General features: G+C 56.5%; 18 protein-coding genes. 9 read left to right on the top strand and 9 right to left on the bottom strand.

Features of this window, described 5'->3' with window-relative positions:
• Positions 1 to 8 precede the first annotated feature (8 nt).
• The 7 genes from AAGR22_RS14250 to AAGR22_RS14220 are packed head-to-tail and all read left to right on the top strand — an operon-like array spanning position 9 to position 6,752.
• Positions 9 to 824 (top strand): ABC transporter substrate-binding protein, encoded by an 816-nt coding sequence (locus AAGR22_RS14250; RefSeq protein WP_067707380.1) that lies wholly within the window; start codon positions 9 to 11, stop codon positions 822 to 824.
• Positions 825 to 854: 30 nt separating this feature from the next.
• Positions 855 to 1,580: an amino acid ABC transporter permease gene (locus AAGR22_RS14245; RefSeq protein ID WP_067707377.1), complete on the top strand. Its 726-nt coding sequence runs from the start codon at positions 855 to 857 to the stop codon at positions 1,578 to 1,580.
• Positions 1,577 to 2,323 (top strand): amino acid ABC transporter ATP-binding protein, encoded by a 747-nt coding sequence (locus AAGR22_RS14240; protein ID WP_067707373.1) that lies wholly within the window; start codon positions 1,577 to 1,579, stop codon positions 2,321 to 2,323. Before AAGR22_RS14245 ends, AAGR22_RS14240 begins: the two co-directional genes overlap by 4 nt.
• A gap of 13 nt (positions 2,324 to 2,336) precedes the next feature.
• Positions 2,337 to 3,512, top strand: coding sequence for a M20 family metallopeptidase (locus tag AAGR22_RS14235; RefSeq protein WP_067707369.1), 1,176 nt, complete (start codon positions 2,337 to 2,339; stop codon positions 3,510 to 3,512).
• Positions 3,509 to 4,666 carry an enolase C-terminal domain-like protein gene (locus tag AAGR22_RS14230; protein ID WP_345828117.1) on the top strand — a complete coding sequence of 386 codons (1,158 nt, stop codon included), beginning with the start codon at positions 3,509 to 3,511 and terminating at the stop codon, positions 4,664 to 4,666. Before AAGR22_RS14235 ends, AAGR22_RS14230 begins: the two co-directional genes overlap by 4 nt.
• Positions 4,650 to 5,819 carry a Xaa-Pro peptidase family protein gene (locus AAGR22_RS14225; RefSeq protein ID WP_345828116.1) on the top strand — a complete coding sequence of 390 codons (1,170 nt, stop codon included), beginning with the start codon at positions 4,650 to 4,652 and terminating at the stop codon, positions 5,817 to 5,819. Before AAGR22_RS14230 ends, AAGR22_RS14225 begins: the two co-directional genes overlap by 17 nt.
• Before the next feature lie 9 nt (positions 5,820 to 5,828).
• Positions 5,829 to 6,752 (top strand): dihydrodipicolinate synthase family protein, encoded by a 924-nt coding sequence (locus tag AAGR22_RS14220; protein ID WP_345828115.1) that lies wholly within the window; start codon positions 5,829 to 5,831, stop codon positions 6,750 to 6,752.
• A gap of 53 nt (positions 6,753 to 6,805) precedes the next feature.
• Here AAGR22_RS14220 and AAGR22_RS14215 read toward each other — a convergent pair whose 3' ends face one another.
• Positions 6,806 to 7,945, bottom strand: a complete 1,140-nt coding sequence (locus AAGR22_RS14215) for a CTP synthase (RefSeq protein WP_345828114.1) — start codon at positions 7,943 to 7,945, stop codon at positions 6,806 to 6,808.
• A 75-nt stretch (positions 7,946 to 8,020) separates the two neighbouring features.
• Between AAGR22_RS14215 and AAGR22_RS14210 the strand changes: the two genes are divergently transcribed.
• A complete protein-coding gene (locus tag AAGR22_RS14210; protein WP_345828113.1) occupies positions 8,021 to 9,232 on the top strand; it encodes a pyridoxal phosphate-dependent aminotransferase in 1,212 nt (403 codons plus the stop codon).
• 62 nt (positions 9,233 to 9,294) lie between these two features.
• On the opposite strand, the gene AAGR22_RS14205 is transcribed toward AAGR22_RS14210, so the two are convergent.
• Complete coding sequence (locus AAGR22_RS14205) at positions 9,295 to 10,839, bottom strand: methyl-accepting chemotaxis protein (RefSeq protein ID WP_067707346.1); 1,545 nt, start codon at positions 10,837 to 10,839, stop codon at positions 9,295 to 9,297.
• Positions 10,840 to 11,165: 326 nt separating this feature from the next.
• Between AAGR22_RS14205 and zinT the strand changes: the two genes are divergently transcribed.
• Positions 11,166 to 11,777, top strand: a complete 612-nt coding sequence (zinT, locus tag AAGR22_RS14200; protein ID WP_067707343.1) for a metal-binding protein ZinT — start codon at positions 11,166 to 11,168, stop codon at positions 11,775 to 11,777.
• A gap of 20 nt (positions 11,778 to 11,797) precedes the next feature.
• Here the strand turns inward: zinT and AAGR22_RS14195 are convergent, their stop codons facing one another.
• From AAGR22_RS14195 to AAGR22_RS14165, 7 genes are all read right to left on the bottom strand, one after another.
• A complete protein-coding gene (locus tag AAGR22_RS14195) occupies positions 11,798 to 12,541 on the bottom strand; it encodes a molecular chaperone (protein WP_345828112.1) in 744 nt (247 codons plus the stop codon).
• 1 nt (position 12,542) lies between these two features.
• Complete coding sequence (locus AAGR22_RS14190) at positions 12,543 to 13,820, bottom strand: fimbrial protein (protein WP_345828111.1); 1,278 nt, start codon at positions 13,818 to 13,820, stop codon at positions 12,543 to 12,545.
• 16 nt (positions 13,821 to 13,836) lie between these two features.
• Positions 13,837 to 16,362, bottom strand: a complete 2,526-nt coding sequence (locus tag AAGR22_RS14185) for a fimbria/pilus outer membrane usher protein (protein ID WP_345828110.1) — start codon at positions 16,360 to 16,362, stop codon at positions 13,837 to 13,839.
• A complete protein-coding gene (locus AAGR22_RS14180) occupies positions 16,359 to 17,063 on the bottom strand; it encodes a molecular chaperone (RefSeq protein WP_345828109.1) in 705 nt (234 codons plus the stop codon). Before AAGR22_RS14180 ends, AAGR22_RS14185 begins: the two co-directional genes overlap by 4 nt.
• Before the next feature lie 41 nt (positions 17,064 to 17,104).
• Positions 17,105 to 17,656 (bottom strand): fimbrial protein, encoded by a 552-nt coding sequence (locus tag AAGR22_RS14175; RefSeq protein ID WP_345828108.1) that lies wholly within the window; start codon positions 17,654 to 17,656, stop codon positions 17,105 to 17,107.
• A gap of 361 nt (positions 17,657 to 18,017) precedes the next feature.
• On the bottom strand, positions 18,018 to 18,470 hold the full coding sequence (locus AAGR22_RS14170; protein ID WP_082804182.1) for a hypothetical protein: 453 nt from the start codon (positions 18,468 to 18,470) through the stop codon (positions 18,018 to 18,020).
• Entirely contained in the window at positions 18,467 to 19,306 is an 840-nt protein-coding gene (locus AAGR22_RS14165) for a winged helix-turn-helix domain-containing protein (RefSeq protein ID WP_345828106.1), read from the bottom strand. The genes AAGR22_RS14170 and AAGR22_RS14165 overlap by 4 nt, the downstream gene beginning before the upstream one ends.
• Positions 19,307 to 20,085: the final 779 nt, after the last annotated feature.

The following is a 20,085-nucleotide window of genomic DNA, read 5'->3' as shown; positions in this document are numbered from 1 at the left end:
AGAGCACAATGACCAGAAATAAAATGATGTTCCGCCGCCTGACCGGCCTGATGCTGTCCCTCAGCGCAGCGCTCCCCCTGACCGGTCATACCGCGACGCAGGCCGTTACGCCGGGCACGATCACCTACGGCACGGCGGCGACCTTTATGCCCTTTGAGTTCGTTAAGGACGGAACGCTCAGCGGCTTTGATATTGATCTCATCACCGCCCTCAGTCAGCACCTCAATCTGACGGCGGCCCCCATGCAGATGGAGTTTAAGGGACTGATCCCCGCGCTACAGGGTAAGCGTCTCGACGTTATCAACTCGGCGATGTACGTCAACGCGGCGCGCGCCAGCCAGGTCGATTTTGTGCCCTATATGAAGATCGGCAGCCGGGTAATTGTGCGTAAGGGAAATCCTGCCCGGATAACCGGGCGTGATTTATCGCTCTGCGGAAAGAATATTGTGGTCACGCTCGGGGGCATTGAGGAGAGCCAGGCCCGCGAGGACAGTAAAAAGTGCGTTGATGCCAAAAAGTCGGCGATTAACGTCCTGACCTTCCCGTCAGCGACGGATTCAGCCGTAGCCGTGGCGCAGGGACGAGCCGATGCGGAATTCCTCTCAACCCCTGGCACCGTCGCGCTGATGAACGAGAAGCCCGATCTCTTCGAGGCGGTTGGCCCCGAGTTTGAGGCGGATACCCATATTGCCTTTGCCGTGCGTAAGGGCGACGAAGAAACCCGCGCGCAGCTGGAAAAAGGGCTACAGGCGCTGGTGAAGGATGGCACCTACCGCCAGCTGATTGAAAAATGGCATTTCCCGGACTCGGTCGCCATTTTCTAATCCGCCTCTCGCCGTAACCCGGAGATTATTATGTCGTTAGCATTAATGTGGCAGTACGTCATCTCACCCGCGTTCCTGCAGGGAGCCTGGATGACGCTGTTGATCACCGTCAGCGCGCTGCTGTGCGGCGTGGTGATGGGGTTAATCCTCGCGCTGCTACAGGAGGCCCCCTTCCGTGCAGGAAGGGTGGTGGCCTTTATCTACCTGTGGCTGTTTCGTGGCACCCCGGTGCTGTTCCAGATCATCTTCGTCTACAACGTGCTGCCCGGCTTTGGCATCAGCCTGCCGGCCTTTACCTGTGCGGTGCTGGCCCTGTCGCTGAATGAGGGGGCCTATATGGCGGAAATCCTCCGTTCAGGGCTTCAGGCGGTAAAAAGCGGGCAGCGCACCGCCGGGATGGCGCTGGGCATGACCAACGTGCAGATCATGCGCAAGATTGTGCTGCCGCAGGCGGCGCGGATTGTCCTGCCGCCAATGGGTAACCAGATGATCAGCATGCTGAAGTCGAGCGCGCTGGTGTCGGTGATTGCGGTACAGGAGCTGCTGCTGATCGCTAATCAGACCGCCAGCGCCAGCTTCCGCTACTTCGAAGCCCTCTGCGCGGCGGGGATCTACTACCTGCTGCTGACCTCGATATTTATGCTTTTTCAGGCGTGGCTGGAGCGATCGCTCGATCCTAAACAGCGCCGCCGCCGGGGGCAGCGCACCGCCTCCGCCGGGGCCACACAGTCAGAATCACAACGGGAGATGTCATGAGCCACAGTCAAAAACCGCTGCTGGAAGTGATCGGTATTGATAAAGCCTTTGGGCGTCAGCCGGTGCTTAAGAACTGTTCGCTGACCCTCAGGCGCGGTGAAACCCTGGTACTGATCGGGCCATCCGGCTCCGGCAAATCCACGCTGCTGCGCTGCGTAAACCTGCTTTCGCCTGCCGACAGCGGCGATGTGTTCTTTGGCCGTCAGAATATCAGCCGGGGCGAAGTGCCGCCGCACCAGCTGCGCCAGCGTATCGGCATGGTGTTCCAGAACTATGAGCTGTTTTCCCACCTGACGGCGGCCGAGAACATCATGCTGGCCCCGATGACCGTGCTGGGCCTTAACCGCACGGAAGCAAGAAAGCAGGCGGAAAACCTGCTGGCGAAGGTACGGCTTAACGACCGGGGCGATCACTTCCCGGATGAGCTGTCCGGCGGTCAGCAGCAGCGCGTGGCAATAGCCCGGGCGCTGGCGATGAAGCCGGAGCTGATGCTGTACGACGAGCCGACCTCGGCGCTGGACCCGGAGATGATCCGCGAAGTGCTGGACGTGATGGCCGAGCTGAGCGCAGAGGGGATGACCAGCATGGTGGTGACCCATGAGATGGGTTTTGCCCGCCGGGCCGCCAACCAAATCCTGTTTATGGAGGAGGGGGAAATACTGGAGAACGCCAGCGCCAGCGATTTCTTCTCCGGCCAGGTCAGCGAGCGCGCGCGCCGCTTTCTCGATCAGATTTTACATTAATCACGGAGTTTCTATGTCCATTTACCGCGCCAACGACGCACGTATGAAGCAGGACCTTGCCACGCTGGTGGCGATCAATACCGAGAACCCGCCGGGCCGGGAGCGCGAGGCGGCAGAGTGTATTGCTGACTGGCTACGGGCGGCGGATTTCGACCTCTCATTCAGCGAATACGCTCCCGGACGGACGAACGTGACCGCCGTGCTGCGCAACGGCGACGGCCCGTGCTTTGCCTTTAACACCCATCTGGACGTGGTGCCCGCCGGAGAAGGCTGGGCCAGCGATCCCTTTACGCTCACCGAACGCGACGGACGGCTATACGGTCGCGGCGCCTGTGATGCCAAAGGCCCGCTGGTGGCGATGGTAGAAGCCCTGCGCATGCTGGCACAACGTCGTCAGGACTGGTCCGGCACGCTGATGGGGGTCTTTACCGCCGATGAGGAAGTGGCCAGCGAAGGGGCAAAATTCTATGTCCGCAACGCGCCCCCGGCCATTGATTTCGCGGTGATTGGCGAGCCGACCGCCAACGCCACCTTTTCTGCCCATAAGGGCAGCCTGCGCCCCCGCGTACGGGTGAAAGGCGTGACCGCGCACTCGGGCACCCCGGAGCTGGGGATCAATGCCATCTATCGGGCGGGACAGCTGCTGGGGCTGGTGGAAGAAGCTCATCATCAGCAGGTGCGCTGCCGCTGTCACCCGCTGGTCGGGAGTGCCAGCCTGACCGTGACCCGCATCCACGGCGGCCATGCCGATAACGTGGTGCCCGACAGCTGCGAGCTGCTGCTCGATCGCCGTATGGTGCCCGGCGAGGAGGAGGAAGCGGTAAAAGCCGAGCTGCAACAGCTGCTGGAGACGGCAAAGCAGCAGTTTGGCGTTGAGGCGGAGATCGTCGCCTGGCAGCCTACCACCGGCGGCGCGACGGAAACCGACAGCGCCGAGGCGATCGTGCAGGCGGGTCTGGCGGCCTGTCGTCGTCACGGCCAGTCCGAGCCTGGCCCGTTTGGCTTTCAGGGCGGCTGTGACCTGGTGCATTTCCGTGCGCTGGGTGCGAAGGGCGTGGTGATTGGCCCGGGATCGCTCGCGGTGGCGCACAAGCCGGATGAGTTTGTGCCCGTGGACGAGTTTATCGCCGCCGCCGGGATCTATCTGGACATTGCGCTGGCGATGCTGCCCGTGGCGGTGATCCGATGAGAGCCCGTCTGTGGCGGGGCGATCTTCACTACGCGGGCGTCACCCTGCATACCGCCGCCTCCGGTGCGGTGGCCGCGCTCGATACCCTGTGGCTGACGCTGGACGACGGCGGCGACAGAGGGACTGGCGAAGTCAGGCTAAATATCCGCTATCTGCACGGCTACAGCGAGGAGCAGGTGCTCGGCAACGTCCAGCATCATCTGGCCCGCTGGGACTGGGAGCAGCCACCCGAGGCACAGCTGGCAGCGGTTCACGCCGCGCAGAGTGGACTACTGGCACCCACGCGGATGCTGCTGGAGATGGCGCTGCTGGATCTGCTGGCCCGTCAGCATCAGCAAAGCCTCGCGCAGTGGCTTGGCGCGACCAGCGCACCCTGCGCGATAGCAACCAACCAGACGCTGTTCTGGGGCAGCGAAACGCAGATGATGGATCAGGCCGAAGGCTACGTGGCACGCGGCTTTACCCAGCTCAAACTGCGTACCGGGGTGGCGGATTTCGCCACCGATCTGCAGCGGCTTCGGGCGCTGCGCCAGCGCTTCGGGGAGGGCATCACCCTGGCGATTGATGTGAACGGTCAGTGGTCGGTCGCCGGGGCGCTGGAGCGTCTGCCGCAGCTGACAAGCCTGGACCTCAGCTATGTGGAACAGCCCCTTGCGCCGGAAAACGATCCGCGGCTGCCCGAGCTGGCAGCGTGCGGCATCCCGCTGATGCTGGACGAGAGCCTTAACGGCGAGGCGGCCATCGCCCGGCTGGCGGGCCCGGCGACGGGCGACAGCCAGCCAGCGCAGCATGACACCCTGGCACCTTGCACCTCCGGCAGTGCCATCTGGGCACACCTCAAGCTGGTGAAGCTGGGCGGCATCCTGCCCACGCTGCGCGCTGCGCGACGTTTGCAGGCTGCGGGCGTGAAGCTGATGATCGGTCAGATGAATGAAGGCCACGCGGCTACGGCGGCCGCGCTACAGCTCTGCCGCGTGGTGCAGCCGGGCTTTGCGGAACTTTACGGGGCCGACGGCCTGACTGACGACCCGGTCAGCGGCCTGATTTACCACCAGGGTCGCGTCAGCGTGCCCGATTCTCCCGGCCTGGGCGTGCATTTCGATGCCGCGCGCGCCACTTTCCTTCAGGAGCTTAACCATGCAACTACCCGATAATGTGATTCAGGGCAGCGAATCGGCGTTTAACGCCGAGGAATATGCCCGGCGTATCCGCCGCACCCGCGAACGTCAGCAGGCGGCAGGCATCGACGTGATGATTGTGACCGGCCCGGAAAATATCTTCTGGCTCACCGGCCAGCAGACGCCAGGCTACTACACCTTCCAGGCGCTGCTGCTGCCGCTGGAAGGGGAGCCGGTTTTCGTTATTCGCCAGCTGGAGTTCTGCAACTTTATCGCCAACACCTTTATCGCCGACGCGGCGGTGTATCAGGATGGCGATAACCCGGTCGATTTTCTGTTCGGTATGCTGCAACAGTATAACTGGCTGTCAAAACGCATCGGCCTGGATAAGCGCGGCTGGTTCCTGCCGGTCGCCATCTATGAGGCGCTACAGCAGCGATTAGGCGATATCGTCGATGCCGCAGGCGTAATTGAGCCGCTGCGGGCGGTGAAGTCCCGGGCGGAGCTGGAAAAAATCACCGCCGCCGCGCGCTACGTTGACGCCGGGATGAACGCGGGCATTGCCGCCATCCGCGCGGGCGCTGACGAAAATGCATTAGTCTCCGCGATGATGGGGGCGGCGATTGCCGCCGGCTCCGAGTATGTCGGCATGGAGCCGCTGGTCTCCTCCGGCCCGCGCACCGGCGTACCGCACGGCACCTGGCGACGTCGGGTGCTACAGGATAATGAACCGGTCTTTCTGGAGATGGCGGCGGCTCACGATCGCTATCACGCCGCGCTGATGCGTTCCGCCTGGCTGGGACGCCCCCCGGCCATCGCGCTGGAAATGGAAAAGGTGTGCCAGGAGGCACTCCAGGCGGCGCTGGATGCCATTCGCCCCGGCGCGACCTGCGAAGCGCCTCATCTGGCCTGCCAGCAGGTCATTGACCGCGCGGGCTTCACCGATAACTTCAAAAAACGCACCGGCTACGCCATTGGCGTCTCCTTCGCGCCCGACTGGGGCGAGGGCGGCATCCTCAGCCTCTACACCGGCGTTACCACCGAACTCCAGCCGGGGATGACCTTCCATATTCCCCCCGCGCTGCGCATTTACGGTGATTTTACCGTCGGCGTCAGTGAAACCATCGTGGTAACCGAAACGGGCTATCGCCAGCTCGGCACCCTGGCTCGTCCATTAACTTTGCTGTAAGGAACAACAATGAAAGATATGACTGAATGCCATGAGCGCCTGCGCGGCATCTTCAACATTACCGTCACGCCTTTTGATGCACAGGGCGCCATCGACTTTGTGGCGCTGCGTGAAAATATTGAGCGGGTGATCGGTCTGGGCTACGACGGCATTCTGATTGGCGGCACCTACGGTGAATTCCCGGTGATGTCACTGGCCGAGCGGCGGTCGCTGTTTAGCGAAGTGATGGCCTGCGTGGGCGATCGCATTCCGGTAATGCTGTGCAGCGCCAGCGCCGATCCGCGCGAAGTGCGGGAGCTTACCGCGCTGGCGGGCGATCTTGGCGGCCTGCCGATGGTCACGCCGCCGTTTGTCAGTGAAATCACCCAGGCGCAGATCCACACCTTTTTTTGTGAAATGGCACCGCTGTCAAAAACCGGCATTTTGATTTACAACGCGCCCGGCATTGGTATCACCCTTTCACCCGATCAGCTGGTGCAGCTGGCAGAGATCCCGGGCGTGGTCGGGATTAAACAGGGCGATCTCAACCCGACGGCTATCGACCAGATTGCTAACCGCCTGGGCGGTCGGCTGCGGCTGTTCTGCGCCTCCGATCTGGCCTTCCTTGGCCCGATGATGTGTGGTTTTGACGGCATCAGTACCACCAACAGCGGCGCGTTACCGGAGATTATTCTGGCAACCTTTCGCGCGGTGGAGCAGGGGGATGCGGAGACCGCCCGCAGTCTGCATCAGCTGTGGTACGACTACCGCGCGCTGGCGCGCCAGCACGGTCAGCCGCAGCTGGTTAAAGCGGCAATGGCGCTGCGCGGCTTTAACGGCGGCACGGTGCGCGCCCCGTTAAGACCCATCTCGCCGGAGGCGCTGGCGGCGCTAACCCGCGTGATGACGACGCTCGCCAGCGATCCGCGCAGCGGCGTCACGCTGGCTGAGTAAAGATGACCCGATCCGCTGAGCGGCCCTCGCAGACTGAACGGGGCCTGCGAGGGTCAGGTATCGCTTAGCGATCGGGGATGTTTCAGACCCGTGCGGCGCACCCCACGCTGGCTAAGGGCCGCCTCAAGCAGCCGGGTAAACAGGCCGTGTGGCGCCTCCGGGCGCGACAGCAGTTCCGGATGCCCCTGAACGCCGTGCCAGAAAGGGTGGTCGGGCAGGGAGATAGCCTCAACGGTCCCGGCGGTTTCGGCCGTAACGACAATACCGCTGGCGGCCAGCTGGGCGCGAAGGGCGGGGTTAAACCGGTAGCGATGGTTGTAATGCATCTGGGAGGGAAGCGGGGCGGGCAGCGGCGCAGCAGGGGTAAAAGGCAGCAGCCCGCAGCGGTGAGCGCCATTCCCGAAGCGGATAAAACTGTGCAGGGCGGCATCCGGCGCCACCTCCGCCAGGATTGCCCCGTCGCACCCGGGCTGAAGGCGTACCGCCGCCGTGGCCATGCTCTGCATACCGAGGCACAGGCCCAGGGTGGGTAGATGACTCTGCAGGGTGGCGTGGGCCACGCGGATCTGCCCGCTGACGGCCGCCATGGAGGCACCGCCGGGCAGCACTACCGCGTCCAGTTCGCTCAGCTCATCCAGAGGGGCGGACAGGTCGGCAGGCGGTAAAAAACGCAGGCGGAGCTGAATGCCGAGCGGGTGGGCGGCATCGTCAAGTGCCGCCAGGGTGGCAGGATAAACCTCACGGTGATCCGCTTCCCGTCCCACCAGCCCCAGTACCAGGGTTTCACCGACCGGCTGGGTGCGTGAGCGGCCGCCAGGCGCAGGTTGTCGCAACAGCACGCAGCCTGCGGCGTCGCAGAGCTGTAACAGCCCGCCTGCGTGCTGAGCGTAAAGCCGGTTTCCCGGCAGGTGCGCCACGCGCTCAGCATCACCTGCGGCAAGCACCACGACGGCATCATGCGCAGGAAGCTGCGCGATATCGCTCACCTCCCGCAGCTGCGGGTCGCAGGTATAAAGCCCGCTGGTGACGCAGTAACCGGCCGCGACCACGTGCTGATGGCTGTCGGGGTAGTCGCCGCTAAAGGTCGGCCGCAGGCTCCACAGGGGCAGGCGCTGCTGCCTGGCCCAGGTTACCGCACAGGCACCATAGTGGGCGGGCAGTCTGGCATCGTCGAGGATAAAAGTCAGTGACACGGCAAGCTCCTGGCTGTCTGGGTTGAGGTACGCAATCGATTGTATTCACTGAGTCAACATATACAAAGAGGATTTATGAATAACACCACTACCGCCCGCCGTATGCAGCGGGTAAGACCTTCGCCGACCGCCGCGATTTCCGATCGCGTTCGTGAACTGGAGGCCGCAGGGAAACGGATCATCAACCTGGGAGAGGGGGAGCTGGACTTTGCCACTCCCGATGTCATCAGCTATGCCGGGATAGCGGCCATTGTGGGTCAGCAGACCAAATACACCGCCGTGGCGGGCACCGCCGAGCTGAAACGGGCCATCGCGCATAAGTTTGCCCGGGATAACGGCCTGACATTCCAACAGCATGAGATCATCGCGGGCAGCGGGGCTAAACAGCTGATCTTCAATGCGCTGCTGGCGACGGTTGACCCGGGTCAGCAGGTGATTATTCCCGCGCCCTACTGGGTCTCTTATCCGGATATGGTGGCGCTGGCCGAGGGCGAGCCGGTAATCGTGCCCTGCGAGGAGCAGCACGGCTGGAAACTGCGACCGGACACCCTGGCGCAGGCCATTACCCCGCAGACGCGCTGGGTGATTCTGAACTCCCCCGGCAACCCTACCGGGGCGATCTACAGCCTTCAGGAGCTGCGCGCGCTGGCCGGTGTGCTGGCCGACCATCCGCAGGTACTGATTATGGCCGATGATATCTACGAGCCGCTGCGCTATAACGGCGCGCCGTTTGCTACCTTTGCTCAGGCGGCGCCGCAGCTGGCAGAGAGAACGCTAACGATTAACGGCGTCTCGAAAAGTCATGCGATGACCGGCTGGCGGCTGGGCTATGCCGCCGGACCCGCCTGGCTGATCGCAGCGATGCAAATTCTGCAATCGCAGAGTACCTCCAACCCCAGCAGTATTTCGCAGGCGGCGGCCGTGGCCGCCCTGCAACAGCCCGCCGCCTTTTTTACCCAATGGCTGGAGAAGCTGGCCCGCCGTCGCCAGCGCGTGATGGCATGGGTGGCGGCAACGGACGGGCTAAGCGCCACCCCGCCCGACGGAGCATTCTATCTGTTTGCCAACTGTAAAGGGCTGATTGGGCGCATCACCCCGACGGGCGAATCCCTGGCTGACGATAGCGACGTGGCCCGCTGGCTGCTGGCAGAGGCGGGTGTTGCGGTACTGCACGGATCGGCCTTCGGCATGCCGGGCTATCTGCGCATCGCCTATGCGGTAAAAGACGAACTGCTGGAGGAAGCCTGCCAGCGGCTTGAGGCCGCCTGCCGTCGCTTAACGGCCTGAAAGAGGCGTCGGCAGAGATAGCCGACGCCGTGTTTTAGCCTGCGGTGTTAGCCCGGCGGGATTCAGACCCGGAAGGTGTCCACCATGCTCCGCAGCGCATGAGCCTGCCCGGAAAGGGAGTGTGAAGCCGAGGAGGATTCCTCAACCAGTGCCGCATTATTCTGCGTGACGCCATCCATCTGACTCACCGCGATGCTGACCTGCGAAATTCCCTGCATCTGCTCTGATGACGCCAGTGATATCTCCTCCATCGCGTCGGCGAGGCTGCCGACCATATTAACGATTTTGATGATGCTTTGCCCCGTTCCCTGTGCAACGGCCACGCCGCCTTCCACCTGCGTCACGGCCTGCTCGATCAGCGCTTTTATCTCTTTTGCTGCCACCGCACTGCGCTGCGCCAGCGTCCTGACCTCGCCGGCGACCACCGCAAAACCTCTGCCCTGTTCTCCGGCACGGGCCGCTTCGACCGCGGCGTTCAGCGCCAGGATATTAGTCTGAAAGGCGATGCCTTCAATCACGCTGGTAATATCACGCACCTTACCCGCACTGAGGGAAATATCGCTCATGGTCACCGTCATTCGCTGAACCTCGGCGTCGCCGTTGCGGGCCAGTGACGCCGCTTCCCTGGCGGAGTTTGCCGTCTGCTGTGCGCCGACGCTATTGCTTTTCACCGTTGCGGTTAGCTGCTCCATGCTTGCCGCCGTTTCCTGCAGCGCTGCCGCCTGCTGTTCGGTTCGGGATGAAAGTTCGGTATTACCCCGGGCTATTTCGTCTGAGGCGAGCGCAACGGAAACCGCAGCCTCTTTAATCTGCGACACCAGGCCGCGCAGGTTTACCTGCATACCCGCCAGGGAGGCCAGCAGACTGCTGCTGTCGTTATGGCGTAAAGCGACCGACGTTGTCAGATCGCCGCTGGCGATGGCGGCGGCCAGACGTTGAGCCTGAACCGGTTCACCGCCCAGCTGACGCATCAGCAGACGTACGGTCAGGATACAGACGATCGCTGCGGCAATAACGGAGACCACCATCATGATGCCTAACAGCAGTGAAAGGCGGTTTACGGCTGCGCTGTTTGCCCTGGCCGTCTCCTCGGCCTGTTGGGTCTGAATATCTGTCAGGGCATTAAGACTGGCGACCAGCACCTGCTGCGGGGGCCTCACCCCGTGAGTGAGATAATCTGCGAACCCCTGGAGCTGACGCTGCTGCGCCATATGGGCAGCGGTATCAAGGGCGGTGAGGGCGGCTTTCTCTGAATCACTGACGTCTGCCAGCAGCTTCACTTCAGCGGGGGCCCCTTCGGCATGGATGATGACGGCAAGCGCATCACGCGTTTGCAGATACACCTGCTTTTGTTGATCGAAGCGGGACAGCTCCGACTCAATGGCCTGAGGATCGGTAAAGAGCGCCATGTTCCTTATTTCGACCAGCATATTTCGCAGCGTGGTACCCATTTCGTTAACCAGCACGACTTTTTTCAGCTTAAGGTTAACGACGGTGTTCATACTGTCTCTGGACTGACTCAGACCATTAAATGCCAGGCCCAGACAAAGAATAAAGAGCAAAATTAACAGGGAAAAACCTGCTGTCAAACGGGTCGATATTTTCATGTATCCATCCAGCTAAAGGTTATGGGGCAGATCTACTATCGACAGCAGCCTTAGAGAGCAACAGGGTGAGAGGGATATTTATTTAAGCGATGTTACCCTGGCTGTGGGGGAGGCGTCAGGGTATTGGATATTTGAATAATTCCTTACAAAAGAGTCACCTGTGCACATTTTGCAGTAACCTGACACGGCTTATCCCTGCTACCGATCCTCCTGAGTTTCGCGCTCACTTGCTTTGTGTAATGTTATATCATAACATTTTGAATCTTTACTAAAGCGAGGGTCGAACGTTGAAGAGTCATCTGGGTAAGTGGGTGTTGGCATCGGGGATGCTGATCGTCAGCAGCGAGGCGCTGTCACATGCGCATCATTCACACGGCAAGCCGCTGAGTGAGACAGAACAGCACGCGGCGGAAGGGGTGTTTGCCGATCGGGATGTGCAGGACAGAAATCTGACCGACTGGGAAGGGATGTGGCAGTCGGTTTATCCGCTGCTGCAGAAGGGCACTCTGGATGCAGTATTCCGTAAAAAGGCCGAAAAGGACAACAGCAAAACCTTTGCGTCGGTAAAGGAGTATTACCGCACCGGCTATGCCACCGACGTCGCCACCATTGGCATTGAGGATGGCGTGATGGAGTTCCACGTCGGGGACAAGGTCAGTGCCTGCCACTACACCTACGCGGGTCATAAAATATTGACCTATGTCTCCGGTAAAAAGGGCGTTCGCTACCTGTTTGAATGTCACGACGCCAACAGCAGCGCGCCAAAATACGTGCAGTTCAGCGATCATATTATCGCGCCGCGAAAATCCAGCCATTTCCACATTTTCATGGGCAACCGCTCGCAGCAGGCGCTGCTGGAAGAGATGGACAACTGGCCAACCTATTACCCTTATCAGCTGTCGGATAAAGAGGTGGCAGACGAAATGCTGCATCATTAAGCCTTTCGCCTGAACCTGGCTCAGCTCCCACGCAGCAGAAAGGAAAAGGGATGCAAGGCGCCCTGGTCGTCTATTGCGGTATAGTTGAGTGTCGATTCACCGTCGGGCAATGTTCCGGCTTTATTCTGCAGGGGAAACGTCCTGGTGGTGAAAGGGGCAACGTTTTTCTCCGCATCCAGGTAAACGGGATAGGTATTCTGGCCGAGGGTGATACTCATCTCTCCGGGCGTAAAGTAATAGGGGGTGTTGTTAACGGCGATCACCCCCTCCTTACCCGCTAACCGCTGAAGTTTGAAAACCACTCTTTTGGTCCTCTGCTCAAATGATTCCGTTTCTTTGAACGGGCGATTAATCACTTTGAGCTGGGTATTTAAGGCAATACTCACCTTATTATTTGCCTCCCTCAGGGTGCTTTTTTTGACCGAGCTTATTTCATAGATATTCAGCCAGTAGAGCGACTCCCGATCGGTGGGGAGTTTATCTGCCAGCGCACTTCGCATGATTGTGATCTCCTTTTTTTCACCTTTATTGAGCGTAAACACGCCGGGAAGCGCGACGAAAGGGAAAGCCTGGCTTCCCGGATCCTTGTCCGGCGTCCCCCGGTCTACCCAGCTCTGGACCAGCGCCGGGGTGTCGGCGCTGTTGACCAGCAGTAAAGGAGCACGCACCTGGTGCGGATGGAAAATAACCCGGCTGGCCTGAGGAATAATAGCGGCAGGACAGGCCGTGGCAAAGGATGCGAGGAGCAGGAAGAGTTTTTTCATTCTACTGTAACCTGATTAAGAGATAAGCGGTCGCGTCAATTTTGCCCGCGCTGACGTTTTTTCCCGGCAGCTGAGCCAGCTGCGCAACGAAGTTTCTCTGATACATGTTGCTGTCTCCCTGACCGCCGCGGGTTCGTTGAGCGTCCTCCAGCACGGGCCGCCATCCGGCACTGCTGCTGTAATCACTCCAGCCGAGAAATGAGACCGGTTTGCCGCTGGAGGTATTGAGTTTGATACCCACGCCAGTGGCAAGGGAGGGGTCTGAATCATAGTGATCAGACACCAGATAATCTGAAATGCCATTGCTCCCGGTCAGCCCCAGCTTTTGAGCCTGAAGCCAGGCCGCATAGCTGGACTGAAAACCCAGTGAGATCTGGCCTGAAGCCACACCAGATTGCGTCTCTGCTGCATTTGAGCATTCGAGCGTGACGCTCAGCGGCGCACTTACCGACTGACCCTGCGAGAGCGCGTTAATGCTGACCGATGGAAAAAGGACGTGGGCGGTATAGTTTTCCACCCGGCATCCCTGACTCCGGTTCTGCGTAAGGGTTGCGACCGGCGCGGTATTCATCCCGAAGGCCATATAACGTCCGGTGATCCAGGTGTCAAAGTTATTCCAGCTGTCTTTTCCGGCTTCGGGAACATTCTGGCCCGGCCCCATAAAAACCACGTAGCCATTGGGCTGATTGCAGTTATAGGACCCCGTATAGCTGTCCTTTGCGGCAGAGGGACAACCCCATGACGCATAGCCGCTATCCCGATTGTTTTTATCTGTCCTGATCAGTTCAGCGCCGATCGGGCTGAAGTGCTTGCCTTTAATCAGTATTTTATTGCCGCTCACGTCATAGTCAGTCAGCGGGACTTTCTGCCAGATCCGCGTAAAAGGCTTACTGCTGCGCAGATGAACCAGCTTCAGCGCGGTAAAGGGGAAATAGGTCTGGAAATAGTTATCCCCCATATTCCATGCGCCCCCGACGTTACTGTCGCCATTGGTGGCAAATACCTCAAAGATCTTGTCCTTATCCGCCAGGTCGCACTCATAGAGCACGCGTTCGGGATCGCTATTTTTAATCGAGGGAACAACCTGAAATACGGAACGGGCCAGCACCGTACCGGCAGGCTGATATCGCAGGTCCATCAGGCCAATGTTACCCAGATTCAGCGATGCGCCACAGGCATCACACCCCTGATCGACCGCCCTGATGCGGGTACAGTTTGCCTGCAGCGGCGTACAGAGGCTGGAAATAAGGACAACGAAAGCATAAATACAATATTTCATTTTTTATCCTGGTAAATCAGAAACGACACACGGCGTTTGCATAGGTAATAACCGCATCCGGTTTGGGCGTTGGGATATGATAATTAATGGTGCATGAATCATTTTTACCCGCACCCCAGACGGCCTTCAGCGTTCCCTGCGTCTCACTCAGCCGCAGATACGCATTCCCTGCCTGGCCGAAGGTCCCAATGGTTTTTCTTTGTTCATTGATAATATCGGCGCCCATTGGCACTGAAATATTCCGGTTAGTGGTCGTTTTCATCATCACCGGATAGCCGCGCAGCGTCTGAAATTTAACCCTGACCATAGCACCGGCATAAGGCGCGATGGTTTTCTCGCTGTTCTGCACCTCAACCTGACTGTCGCTGCCGCTGGCATCCAGCGCGATAGCGTTATAGTGGTAAGGGATCAGGGAGGGCACCAGGGCGTATCCCGAACCGTCAACGTGAATGCCGGGGCTACTGATAACCCGTGCTCCCTGAGCGCCTTTTGCCTCAATCAGCGCAAAGGTATCACTGACATAATTTCCCAGCGTCAGTCCGCCGCTGTGCAGTACCGCCGCGCCCATCGCATTCACCGACATCTGATTAAACCGCGACGACGTTGAAGCGGTGGCCGTAAGACTGGCCAGGGACATTTTCCGGTTAACGCTGCCGCTGAAAGTGGTATCCCTCTGGCGCTGGTCGCGATTAACGTTCAGGCTGTAGCCGGTTTGATCTTCTCCGGCCACGCCGCTCAGCGAGGCGTTATAGCTGCTTCCGCTACTGCTGTCATGGGTGCCTCCCAGCGTGAGGTACGGTGAGTTGGTGGCGGAGCCTAACGGCATTGAAAAGCTAATCTGTAGCTGGGTATCCTTGAAATATTCATTCCTGCGCGTCGGTGCTGCAAATCGCCGAAAAGCGTCATGCGAGTGCGATCGGACCGTATACTGCCTGGAGAGGGACAGGTTCATTGAAATATTTCCCGGCATAACGGTGCTGTATCCGGCCTGGTACTGCGTGTCACGCGAGCGCCCGTCATAGTAATTCTGCCTGGAACCAGAGAGATAAATACTGCCCCAGTCGCCCAGCGTTTGATTAATGGTCATCTGCAGACGATTACGCTGCATGTATTCGCTGCGGGTATTATCCTGCCCCGGGGTCGCGTTGTTATTTAACGCAATGACGTCGTTAAGGTCACGGTATCCGTGCGTGGAATACTGATACCCGGCAAACGTTAGCGTGGTGTGGGTCGGCTCAAAGGTTCGGCTGTAATTCAGCTCATAGCGCCATCCCTGGGCGGTATTGCCCTCGTTCAGATCGGCTGAAGAATAAGCACTGTTGAATCCAACGGCGCCCATTTCCGAGGCCCAGACGCCACCCGCCAGCAGCGAGCGGTAGTCATTTCCCAGCCGCATTCCACCATTGATGGTGATGGCGTTGGTCAGGCCCCGTTTAACCGTGAGTTCGGTGAAGTTATTGTCTTTGCGGTAATCTGTGACCTTACCGGCAGAAAAGCTGTAATCGGTTCGTCCCGGGCGTAATGATTCAGGTAGAACGGCAAAGGGTACGGTATAGCGGTGACGACTGCCATCGGACTCCAGCACCTCCACGCTGAGGTCGCCGCCGTAGCTCACCGGACTCAGGTCATTGATGAGGAAAGGGCCGGGTGGCACCGTGGTCTGATAAATTCGCTGCCTGCCCTGCCAGACAGAGACGCGGGCATTGCTGTTAGCCACCCCACGGATTTCCGGGGCATAGCCGCGAAGGGAATCCGCCAGCATCCTGTCGTCCGAGTTCAGATTGAGCCCACGAAAGCTGACCGCATTAAACAGATCTCCGGCGCTAAAGAGCTCCCCGACAGACACTTCACTTTTTACGGACGGCAGCGCACGTTGCACCCAGCTTCGGGTGGTTTGCCAGCGATTACCATATTCATTATGGGTAAAATTACCCTGCTGACGGAAACGCCACATGCCGATATTCATCCCGCCGTTAATACCCAGCCAGGTGGACTCGAAACGCTGACCATTTTTATAATCAGAATAGAACTGATTCACATTGTAATTAACGAAGGCCATCGTGGATCCTTCGGAAAGATTGTCAGGCGCAATGTAGCCTGCGGGCTGAGTAACAAGCATCGCCTGCGGAATAGTGATATCCACGCGCAGTTTACCCGTATCGACCCGCACCGACGCCGCCGGGAGAAAGCGTTCGGGATGGGTACATCCTTCTGCAGGCAGGTCAGAAAGATAACGCTCCCTGACGGCAAACGCCCGGTAAAAACGGGGAGGAAGGCACAGGGTAAACTCTCCGTTTTCCCGTTGCAGCTTTAACGGCGTGTTACTCTGAAATTTACCATTGAGGTAAAGGTCAACATCATATTCACCTGACTGGAAATAGGGATCCCCGGTGCCATCTTGAATATTCAACTGGCCTGGCAAAGCAGCACGAATCAGCGAGGGATCGAAAATATAGTCATTATCTGCTGACGTTTTTGCGTAGCCCGCAGGTACCCCACACAGCATCAGCAGTAGCGTTATAAGTAAAGATTGGTTTTTCATTGCGATTTATTTTTTGCGATTTCTATTATATCGTCTGAACCAAAATCATTAATCAAAAGTGCACGCATGCTCCAACCTGAAAGCGTACTGTCTTTTCCTTTTCGGCTGACGTTAGCTTGACTGAAGGGGGCAATCGTCACCGCGTCACTAAAATTCACTTTTTCCGTACCGCGCTGTAGAGAAAAAGAGCGGAGATTGGCATAAAAAGGAGAGCGGTTTTTAATGATGATATCGCCGCCGTTGAGGCTAAAGGAGAGCTTCTCACGTATTTTATCGACTTTGGGTGAGATACCATCCGGACGAACAAATACTTTGACCCTGCTTTTAACAATAAGGTAAAGCTTGTTTTTATCTTCATCATTTTTTTTTACCGAGGGAATATCAATGTACTCAAGGTAAAACATGGACTCTCTGTCCTGTGGCAGGTTTTCCCTGGTGATTTTTATTTTCACGGTCTGACCGGCATCAGGTAAAATTCTGAATACCTGAGGCAGAGCAACAAAGGGCGGACGATCAGCGTTTTCCTCATTCCCTGGCATAATCTGAACCAGGGCAGGGTGGTGACCTGAATTAGTAAACTGTATATTTTTCTCCTGTCGGGCATTATCAATTATTATGCGGGTGCCGTTCAGGACAACGCTTGCCTGCGCGGTGCTTATTAGAAATACAGCGATTAAAGAGAGAATAAAATGCCTGAGCACAATGGACTCCGGCCCCTCGCATAAGGGAGGGGCAATAAGGTTTATGGATAGCTAATTGCGTACTGCACGCTGCTCAATACTGACCCTGCTGAAACACTCCCTGCATCAGTATAATATTCCACGGAATAATCCTGTGAAGTGCTGGTCGCTCCTTCGGCAAGCTTCATTCCCGACACCTTTGCCTGGCCCGATGAGAGATTAATCACTTTATCGCTGGAATCTAACAGGCGCAGATCAACATTTTCAGCCGTGCCGGTATTTCCAAGATTACCATTAGTGGAAATATTGTTTCCCTGGAAGAGAACATTAATATCCTGGCTGCCGGAGGCAGGGGCGGGGCAGCCTGAGACATTAATAGTGAAGCTGGTTTTACCCGCGGTGGCTTTTGCAGTGCTTAGCTGACCTGTTGACACGGTCGGCAGTAAAACCACCGGGCTGCCTGATGCACCATTAACATCAACATTACAGGTCTGGGCATTGACTTCACCCTGGAAGCGAATAGTATTTTGTGATGCCGCCTGCACATTGCCTGAAATTACCCCTGTAACACAGGTGGAAAGCGCTAAATATAATGATACTGAACTGGTTTTCATTAAATTCCCCTTGATTTAGTAGGCTGCTGAAAGTGAGGAGGTTCAGCTCTCTCATCAGCGGAGGGAATGTTAACACCTCGCTTTTTTTTATCGTCTGAAGTAATTTGAATCTATCTCATATGAGAGGTGATGAGTAAAGCTAAAGCCTTTTCCATGGGATAAAATCCACTTATAACAATAAGTTAGCGTATTTCTCTGACGTGAACGATGCGGCGGGGTAGATTTGTAGCGGATTGGAGATCGAATCAATCTTTCGGCTGTTTGATGGATGTTATAATAAAGCGCAATACTGAGGTAGCGACCTGAACGACAGGAAGAGATAACACACCTTCATCCTGAAGTTCAGATTTTATATGAATCGCTACTTTTCGCAGATAAAGAGTGGCACAGGATTTGAGTAAAAAATCCAGGTGTCTATTCCCGTTCTCTTTATGGTTAAGGGAAGCTTTCCACCCTTTTTGACAAAGAACTCCGGGAACCACTTTTTTTCTTCCTCGCCTTTTATCTCATTCATTGGGGAGTTCTGAATAAGCGTTGACTGCGCGATAAGGATGTTATTTTCCTCATGATAGTCAAATTGAATGACCTTACTGACATTGATGCGGGACTCTTTTCCCTCATAAAGGGCACCGGAAAGGGTGAGCAGTCCTTTCCCATCATTCATTTTCTGCCCGATGATAAGAGAAAGCTTATCATCACCCTTAAAGTAATTAATGTTGCCTACGCAGCTGATCTCCCTGTCTTCACAGAACCTGTAAAAAAATAATTCACCTATTGCAATCATAATAATAACAAAGGTCAGAGTCTTCCTCACAGGGGGTTACCTATATAGTAATAAGAAATGCAGTTAGGTCTGAGGAAGGGACCTATCTCTTTTTCACACTGTATCACTGACATTCTGCTCCCACCCGGAAATAGCGTGATGTAGACATATTTTCGTTCATCACATCGTATTTTCTTTTTTATCACTGCTTGCATAGTGATGTCATCATCCGCCATATTATTGCTGTAAAACGCGCAGCCATTAAAATCGAATCTCTTCACGTAATCCACGCTGTAAGTGATAAAATTAAGACAGGGCGTCAACACGATGGCGGCAAAGGCCACGCCATAAGCGATGCAGAAGAGAGCATTATTTATTTTCAGTCTGATACGCTCAGGCTGTGAATATGTCCCGGTGGAGGCTTCTGAAACGTGATTTTCCTCAGTGGGAAGAGGAAGCTCCTCGGGAAGAATGGTGACGTTTTCATTGCCCTCAGGCTCTGCCTGCCTGGGAGCGGGATCATTTTCACCCTCAGTTGAAGAAGGCTCATTCTGTAACTCGGTGCAGGTGATTTCTACCTTTCCCGACAGCATAAATCCGCGCCGGGGAACGGTGCGAATAAAGTCCTCACTATTACCGCAGGCTAACAGTGCTTTCCTGAGCATTGAAATGCTTTGATACAGCGCATTGGGACTGACTTCCATGCCAAACCTTCTCCAGGCAAAGTCATAAAAAGCCTCATGCTCAATCACCTTCCCCTGATTTTCAATGAGCAACTCCAGACAATATACGGAGGATGACTGGATTTTTAATTCTTTGCCACCGCCGCGCATAACTCTTCTGCCGGGTTCAAATTCAACTTCCCCTCCTATGGAAAACTTTCTCATCGGGACTTCTCCGTGATGTAAGATCAGAAAATGATAAGTTTCATTAAATATTAAGGTTTGCTTTTAATGCCGCTTTATGCTTGAAAGTCGCTGTGCTGTATATCATTGGTTGGGTTATCTCAGTTTTGTTTCTTCAGGGTTTATCTGCGACCTGTAAGCGAATAACGTCGCAATGGTGAAACCTCGGCAGTGATTAATAAATTATACCGTTTTCTCAGGCTTAATAAGTTATAAAAAACTAAGAAAATTGCTAAATTGTATGAATGCCAGCGGGTCTCGGGGAAGTGTCAGTAACGGGATGCGTTATTTCTTTCAGGGTTATGTACCTGCATTGCCCTGAATCTAACAGAACGACTGAGTATTCCAGTCTTACCGCGGCCGATGGAACCCTCGCGCCTGTGCCTGTCAATTGCTGGTTTAGTATACTGCTATGCACGCTTTCCAGAGGAGACAATCGACCCTGGTGCTTCATTGGAGAGGAGGGGGGAAACGAAACAGCACAAACCTTAAAGATAAGATTTGCGCTCAATACCTTCTCATGGCGCTTACCCCGAAAGGGTAAAATAACTATGCATGTTTAAATTTTATATTCAATGTGCAAGTGTGGTTAATGCGGCGTTCCTTTTGGTTGTTTAATTATAATAAAATCCAGGGGTGTCTGTGATATTCCCTTCGGGTGTGCGAGATTAAATGCGAAGTGTGAATTTGATCACCAAAGAAAATTTATAATTGTTTACTATCCCTGATGTTTAATTTTACAAGGGCATTTTTCCTGTATT

This window comes from Erwinia sp. HDF1-3R, from assembly GCF_039621855.1.
Lineage (GTDB): Bacteria > Pseudomonadota > Gammaproteobacteria > Enterobacterales > Enterobacteriaceae > Erwinia.
This window is presented reverse-complemented; position numbering and strand designations above follow the sequence as displayed.

Excerpts from the sequence above, each read along its gene's own strand:
- AAGR22_RS14250 (WP_067707380.1), top strand. The coding sequence starts at position 9 with ATGACCAGAAATAAAATGATGTTCCGCCGCCTGACCGGCCTGATGCTG.
- AAGR22_RS14245 (WP_067707377.1), top strand. The coding sequence starts at position 855 with ATGTCGTTAGCATTAATGTGGCAGTACGTCATCTCACCCGCGTTCCTG.
- AAGR22_RS14240 (WP_067707373.1), top strand. The coding sequence starts at position 1,577 with ATGAGCCACAGTCAAAAACCGCTGCTGGAAGTGATCGGTATTGATAAA.
- AAGR22_RS14235 (WP_067707369.1), top strand. The coding sequence starts at position 2,337 with ATGTCCATTTACCGCGCCAACGACGCACGTATGAAGCAGGACCTTGCC.
- AAGR22_RS14230 (WP_345828117.1), top strand. The coding sequence starts at position 3,509 with ATGAGAGCCCGTCTGTGGCGGGGCGATCTTCACTACGCGGGCGTCACC.
- AAGR22_RS14225 (WP_345828116.1), top strand. The coding sequence starts at position 4,650 with ATGCAACTACCCGATAATGTGATTCAGGGCAGCGAATCGGCGTTTAAC.
- AAGR22_RS14220 (WP_345828115.1), top strand. The coding sequence starts at position 5,829 with ATGAAAGATATGACTGAATGCCATGAGCGCCTGCGCGGCATCTTCAAC.
- AAGR22_RS14210 (WP_345828113.1), top strand. The coding sequence starts at position 8,021 with ATGAATAACACCACTACCGCCCGCCGTATGCAGCGGGTAAGACCTTCG.
- AAGR22_RS14205 (WP_067707346.1), bottom strand. The coding sequence starts at position 10,839 with ATGAAAATATCGACCCGTTTGACAGCAGGTTTTTCCCTGTTAATTTTG.
- zinT (WP_067707343.1), top strand. The coding sequence starts at position 11,166 with ATGCTGATCGTCAGCAGCGAGGCGCTGTCACATGCGCATCATTCACAC.
- AAGR22_RS14195 (WP_345828112.1), bottom strand. The coding sequence starts at position 12,541 with ATGAAAAAACTCTTCCTGCTCCTCGCATCCTTTGCCACGGCCTGTCCT.
- AAGR22_RS14190 (WP_345828111.1), bottom strand. The coding sequence starts at position 13,820 with ATGAAATATTGTATTTATGCTTTCGTTGTCCTTATTTCCAGCCTCTGT.
- AAGR22_RS14185 (WP_345828110.1), bottom strand. The coding sequence starts at position 16,362 with ATGAAAAACCAATCTTTACTTATAACGCTACTGCTGATGCTGTGTGGG.
- AAGR22_RS14175 (WP_345828108.1), bottom strand. The coding sequence starts at position 17,656 with ATGAAAACCAGTTCAGTATCATTATATTTAGCGCTTTCCACCTGTGTT.
- AAGR22_RS14165 (WP_345828106.1), bottom strand. The coding sequence starts at position 19,306 with ATGAGAAAGTTTTCCATAGGAGGGGAAGTTGAATTTGAACCCGGCAGA.